This is a genomic window from Tardiphaga robiniae, from assembly GCF_001618955.1.
Lineage (GTDB): Bacteria > Pseudomonadota > Alphaproteobacteria > Rhizobiales > Xanthobacteraceae > Tardiphaga > Tardiphaga robiniae_A.
Window position 1 is genome coordinate 170,513 of sequence record NZ_LVYV01000005.1, and the last position, 6,146, is coordinate 176,658.

The window sequence follows — 6,146 nt, forward strand, 5'->3', positions numbered from 1 at the left end:
CCTCACCCGAAGGCTCCGCTTCGCTCGCCTTCGACCTCTCCCCGCAAGCGGGGAGAGGTTAGGGAGCTCAAACACATTCACACGCGCGTTACGCGCGATCCGAGAGAGAAAGACCATGGATTTTGATTTGTCGGAGGAGCAACGCCTCCTCAAGGACAGCGTCGACGGCCTGCTGAAATCGTCCTACGAATTCGAGGCCCGCAAGAAGTATCGCGCCGAGAAGGGCGGCTGGAGCCGCGACGTCTGGGGCAAGTTTGCCGAACAGGGCTTGCTCGGTCTGCCGTTCTCGGAAGATGACGGCGGCTTCGGTGCCGGTCCGATCGAGACCATGATCGTGATGGAAGCGCTGGGCCGCAATCTCGTGATCGAGCCCTATCTCGACACGGTGGTGCTCGGCGGCGGCTTCCTGCGCCGTGGTTCAGCCGAACAGCGCGCCGCGTATCTGCCAGGCGTGATCGACGGTTCGAAGACGCTGGCCTTCGCGCAGGTCGAGCGCGACTCGCGCTACGATCTCGGCGACGTCGTGACATCGGCGAAGAAGAGCGGTTCGGGCTATGTGCTGTCCGGCGAGAAGTTCGTCGTCGGTCATGGCGATACTGCCGATACGCTGATCGTCACCGCGCGCACCTCCGGCGGCCAGCGCGACGCCAAGGGCGTCGGCGTATTCCTGGTGCCGGCCAATGCCAAGGGCGTCGACATCAAGGGCTATGAGACGCAGGACGGCAGCCGCGCCGCCGATATCAAGCTGAACAATGTCGAGGTCGGCGCAGATGCTGCGATCGGCAATGCCGAGGATGGTTTGTCGATCGTCAATCAGGTTGTCGATGACGCCCGCATCGCACTGTGTGCCGAAGCGGTCGGAGCGATGGAAGAGGCACTGAAGATCTCCGTCGAGTACATCAAGGAGCGCAAGCAGTTCGGCGTCGCCATCGGCTCTTTCCAGGCGCTGCAGCACCGTGCGGCCGACATGTTCACCGCGCTGGAGACCGCGCGCAGCATGTCGTTCTTGGCCTCGATGGCCTCGAGCTTCACCGATCTCGACGAACGCACCAAGACGGTCGCCGCTGCCAAGGTGCAGATCGGCCGTTCCGCGCGCTTCGTCGGTCAGGGCGGCGTGCAGCTGCATGGCGGCGTCGGCGTGACCATGGAGTATCGCATCGGCCACTACTTCAAGCGGCTCACCATGATCGAGCAGCAGTTCGGCGATGCCGATTACCACCTGCGCCGCGTCGCGCAGGCGGGCGGGATCACGGAGTAAGCCCAGAACTCGTCGTTCCGGGGCGCGCGTGCGCTAGCACGCGCGAACCCGGAACCTCGAAATGTTCAGCGCTGCCGGAGACTCTCACGTCGAGATTCCGGGTTCGCGTCCGGCAAGAGCCGGCCGCGCCCCGGAATGACGAGAGAAGTACAAATCAAAAAACCAACAAGGAGACCGCCCGTGAAAAATCCCTTCGATCTCACCGGCAAGGTCGCCGTCATCACCGGCTCCAGCCGCGGCATCGGCAAGGCGTCAGCTGAATTGTTCGCCAGCCTCGGTGCCAAGGTCGTCGTCTCCAGCCGCAAGGCCGATGCCTGTCAGGCCGTGGTCGATGGCATCAAGGCCAATGGCGGCGATGCCCATGTCATTCCCTGCAACATCTCGCGCCGTGATGAAGTCGAAGCTTTGATCGATGGCACCGTGAAACACTATGGCCCGATCGACATCCTGGTCTGCAACGCCGCGGTGAATCCCTATTACGGCCCACTGCTCGATATCGCGGATGAGGCCTTCGACAAGATCATGGGCTCCAACGTCAAGAGCAACATCTGGCTCTGCGCCAAGGCGATCCCGGCAATGGCCGAGCGCGGCAAGGGCTCCGTCGTCATCATCTCCTCCATCGGCGGCCTGCGCGGCTCCACGGTGATCGGTGCCTACGGCATCTCCAAGGCTGCCGATTTCGCTCTGTGTCGCAGCCTCGCCGGCGAATGGGGCCCGAAGGGCGTGCGCGTCAATTGCATCGCGCCGGGGCTGGTAAAGACCGACTTCGCGAAAGCGCTGTGGGAAGACGAGGCCAATCTCAAGCGCCGCACCGCGACCACGCCGCTGCGCCGGATCGGCGAGCCCCACGAGATCGCCGGCGCCGTCGCCTATCTCGGCTCGGATTCCTCCACCTTCATGACCGGCCAGACCATCGTCATCGACGGTGGCGTCACCACGGCGTCGGTGTAAATCTCATCCGCTACTTGACCCTCCGTCATGGCCGGGCTTTTCCCGGCCACCCACGTCTTTCTTCGTCCTTGGCTAAGACGTGGATGCCCGGCACAAGGCCGGGCATGACGGGCAATCGTCACGAAATCTCCGGAAGTAATTCTCCCGCGGTAATCACCCACCGCCTGCCTCAATCCTTTCCCGTTTTTTAACACTTAGGGCGCACGGATAGCCGCAGCTGGAGAGTTCCCGTGCGGCAGACGGATATCGCGATCATTGGTGGCGGCCTCGCCGGGTCGACGGCTGCGGCGATGCTCGGTCGCGCCGGTGTGTCTGCAATCCTGATCGAGCCGCATCAGGTCCATCCGCCCGAACTCCGCTGCGAGAAGATCAGCGGCGGCGTCCAGCTCGAGCGGCTGCGCAAGACAGGTCTCGTCGATGCGGTGCTCGGCGCCGCCACCCATGACGACGAGATCTGGATCGCGCGCTTCGGCCGCGTGATCGACAAGCGCCCCAGTCAGCAGCACGGCTTTCTCTACGACACGCTGGTCAATACCGTGCGTGGCCAGATTCCATCCACCGTCGAGACCATTCACGCCAAGGCGACCTCGATCGCCACATCGGATGACCGTCAGACCGTCGGCCTGTCCAATGGCGAGGAGATTTCCGCGCGTCTCGTTGTCCTCGCCAATGGCGCCAGTGTCAGCCTGCGCAATCAGCTCAGTATCGGCCGCCCGGTCATCTCGGCCAATCATTCGATCTCGGTCGGCTTCGATATCGCGCCCGTCGGCCGGGACCGCTTTGCATTTCCCGCGCTGACCTACTTTGCCGAAACGACGGTTCATCGCACCGCCTATGTCACGCTGTTTCCCATTGGTAAGACCATGCGCGGCAACCTGTTCGTCTATCGCGAGACCGACGATCCCTGGATTCGCCAGATGCGGCGCACGCCGGAGGCAGCATTGGATGCCTGCCTGCCGAAACTGCGTGCGCTGATCGGCGACTACAAGATATCCGGCGATATCAAGATCCGCCCCATCGATCTCTATGAGAGCGACAACGTGGTCCAGCCCGGTGTCGTGCTGGTGGGCGATGCCTTTGCCTCGCCGTGCCCGGGCAGCGGCACCGGCACCGACAAGGTGTTCACCGATGTGGCGCAGCTCTGCAGCGTGCATATCCCGAACTGGCTCGCGACCGATGGCATGGGCGCCGACAAGATCACGCAATATTACGCCGATCCTCTGAAACTGGAATGCGACGCCTGGGCCACCGGCAAGGCGTTCAAGCTGCGCTCGGTGACAACAGAGAATTCGCTGTATTGGCGCGCGCAGCGCTGGGCGCGTTTCTTTGGCCGGCTCGGCGAGGGCATGGTGCGCCGGGCCCGCGAGACGCTGCCGCGCGAACTGGCGATGGTCGCGTCCGCTCTGGTCATGATGATCGACTCGGCGACTTGACCGCCGGCGCTGCCGCTTGACGCGCCCGCGCTAATCCGGTTGCCTGCGCCTCCCAACACAACGCGACCACAATCTTTCGGGAAGAAACGTCATGTCTTTCGTGATGGCCATCGATCAAGGCACCACATCCTCGCGCGCGATGATCTTTCGCGCCGACATCTCGATCGCGGCTTCCGCGCAGCAGGAATTCCCGCAGCATTTCCCGGCCTCCGGCTGGGTCGAGCATGAACCGGAGGATATCTGGACCTCGACGCTGGCCGTTTGCCGCGAGGCGATGAAGAAGGCCGACGTTACCGCGAAGGATGTTGCCGCGATCGGCATCACCAATCAGCGCGAGACCGTGGTGGTGTGGGACCGCGTCACCGGCCAGGCTGTGCACCGTGCCATCGTCTGGCAGGACCGCCGCACCGCGGAGATCTGCGCGCAGATGAAAGCCGACGGCCGTGAGCCGTTGATCACGCAAAAGACCGGCCTGATCATCGATCCGTATTTCTCCGGAACGAAAGTGGCGTGGATTCTCGATCATGTCCCCGGCGCGCGCGACCGCGCCGAGCGCGGCGAATTGCTGTTCGGCACTGTCGATTGCTATCTGCTGTGGCGGCTGACGGCGGGGAAGGTGCATGCCACCGACGCCACCAATGCCTCGCGCACGCAGCTCTTCAACATCCACACCGGTGAATGGGACGATGAGCTGCTGAAGCTGCTGCGCGTGCCCAAGGCTATGCTGCCCAGGGTGCAGGATTCATCGTCCGATTTCGGCAGCACCGATCTGTTTGGTGGCACGATCATTATCGGCGGTATTGCCGGCGATCAGCAGGCTGCAACCATCGGGCAGGCCTGTTTCGCGCCCGGCATGATCAAGTCCACTTACGGCACCGGCTGCTTTGCCCTGCTCAACACTGGTACGACGCCGGTGCAATCGAAGAACAAGCTGCTCACCACGGTTGCCTATCAGCTCAACGGCGTGCGGACCTATGCGCTGGAAGGTTCGATTTTCGTTGCCGGATCCGCGGTGCAGTGGCTGCGCGATGGTTTGGGGATCATCAAGAGCGCTGCTGAAAGCGGGCCGCTCGCGGACCAGAACGATTCTTCGCAATCGGTCTATCTGGTCCCGGCCTTTGTCGGCCTCGGTGCGCCTTACTGGAATCCCGATGTGCGCGGCGCGCTGTTCGGATTGACGCGTAATACCGGCCCGGCCGAACTCGCCCATGCCGCGCTGGAAAGCGTCTGCTACCAGACGCGCGATCTCTACGCGGCGATGCGCGCCGATTGGCCGGATGTCTCCGCTGCCACTGTTGTTCTGCGCGTCGATGGCGGCATGACCGCGTCGGACTGGACCATGCAGCGTCTCGCGGATCTGCTGAATGCCCCTGTCGATCGTCCGATGATCCAGGAAACCACCGCGCTGGGAGCTGCCTATCTCGCCGGTCTCACGGCCGGCGTATTTCCGGAGCCTGCCAAATTCGCCGACAACTGGCGCCTCGAACATCGCTTCCGTCCGGTGATGAGTGAAGCCACACGATCGCGCAAGCTCAAGGGCTGGGCGCAGGCAGTGAAGGGGGTATTGGCGAGCGATCCGGGGAAAGATTGAAAGCTTGCTCACCAAACAGAAAGAGCCGCCTGTGCGGCGGCTCCTATGATGGTCATGTCAGGTTGACCGCGCCTGCTGTTGGTCGTTAGAGCATGATCCCGAAAAGTGGATACCGGTTTTCGGATAAGATCATGCTCAAATAAAAGAAGAAGCTAGAATCTGATTCATCGAAGATGAATCAGATTCTAGCGCCAGCCGCGATGCCGTCCGCGCGACCAGCCATAATGATGGCCGCGTCCGCGGCCCCAGCCGTAATGATGTCCACGCCCGCCGCGGTGCATGCCGTGATGTCCGCCGCCATGGCCACGAATCTGGATGATGTCGCTGGCGGTGCTCGCAGGTGCAAGCCCACCGACTGGCATGGCGTTCGCTGGAAGCATCAAGCCGAGACCCAAGAGTGCCGCGGCTGCTGCCGCGATCATGGTACGTTTCATTTCAAATCTCCAAACGCAAACAATTGCGCAGGCAATAAGCTGCGGTCATCCCGATTGTTCCGTCGCCACGCGATTGAAACGATAACTTTGCCGGGACCGGAATTCGTCGCGGCGGTGGTAGAGAGAAAATAACCCCTCGCGCCCTATTGACTAAAATCCTATATAGGTGTATATGCCTTTTATCTCGTTCGCGAGGGGCGCTTCTAGAGGCGTCTTGAAGTGGGACTGGGATGCGGCGCCTGCGGGTGTGGGGTGACGTACCCCGCGCACTCGGGAGGCCTTGGGTCACCGTCCGACCCCACTACGGGGGTCTGCCACTCATGCTGGCTGGACGTGGCATTGGTGAACGGCGGGAAACCGTCGGGATCAGCGGAGTGCGGAGCTCTGCGCCTTTGCCCGGAAGAACGGTCCCGGGGACAGAAATCGCCGCGGTGGCGCGCCGTGAGGCGTTGCGCGGTTGCAGCTTGCCGGCGTTCCGG

Annotated in this window: 5 protein-coding genes; 4 read left to right on the top strand and 1 reads right to left on the bottom strand. The window is 62.7% G+C overall.

The window, feature by feature from the left end:
- The first annotated feature begins 115 nt into the window (after nt 1-115).
- The 4 genes from pimD (at nt 116) to glpK (ending at nt 5,233) form a co-directional block, all read left to right on the top strand.
- Nucleotides 116-1,258: a pimeloyl-CoA dehydrogenase small subunit gene (gene pimD, locus A4A58_RS09760; RefSeq protein ID WP_068731352.1), complete on the top strand. Its 1,143-nt coding sequence runs from the start codon at nt 116-118 to the stop codon at nt 1,256-1,258.
- A 135-nt stretch (nt 1,259-1,393) separates the two neighbouring features.
- The gene (locus A4A58_RS09765) at nt 1,394-2,209 is read left to right on the top strand and encodes an SDR family NAD(P)-dependent oxidoreductase (protein ID WP_068731355.1); all 816 of its coding nucleotides are present in this window, start codon (nt 1,394-1,396) and stop codon (nt 2,207-2,209) included.
- Between the two features lie 230 nt (nt 2,210-2,439).
- Complete coding sequence (locus A4A58_RS09770) at nt 2,440-3,642, top strand: FAD-dependent monooxygenase (protein ID WP_068731357.1); 1,203 nt, start codon at nt 2,440-2,442, stop codon at nt 3,640-3,642.
- A 91-nt stretch (nt 3,643-3,733) separates the two neighbouring features.
- Entirely contained in the window at nt 3,734-5,233 is a 1,500-nt protein-coding gene (gene glpK / locus A4A58_RS09775; protein WP_068731359.1) for a glycerol kinase GlpK, read from the top strand.
- Nucleotides 5,234-5,418: 185 nt separating this feature from the next.
- Here glpK and A4A58_RS09780 read toward each other — a convergent pair whose 3' ends face one another.
- On the bottom strand, nt 5,419-5,667 hold the full coding sequence (locus A4A58_RS09780; protein WP_068731361.1) for a hypothetical protein: 249 nt from the start codon (nt 5,665-5,667) through the stop codon (nt 5,419-5,421).
- Nucleotides 5,668-6,146: the final 479 nt, after the last annotated feature.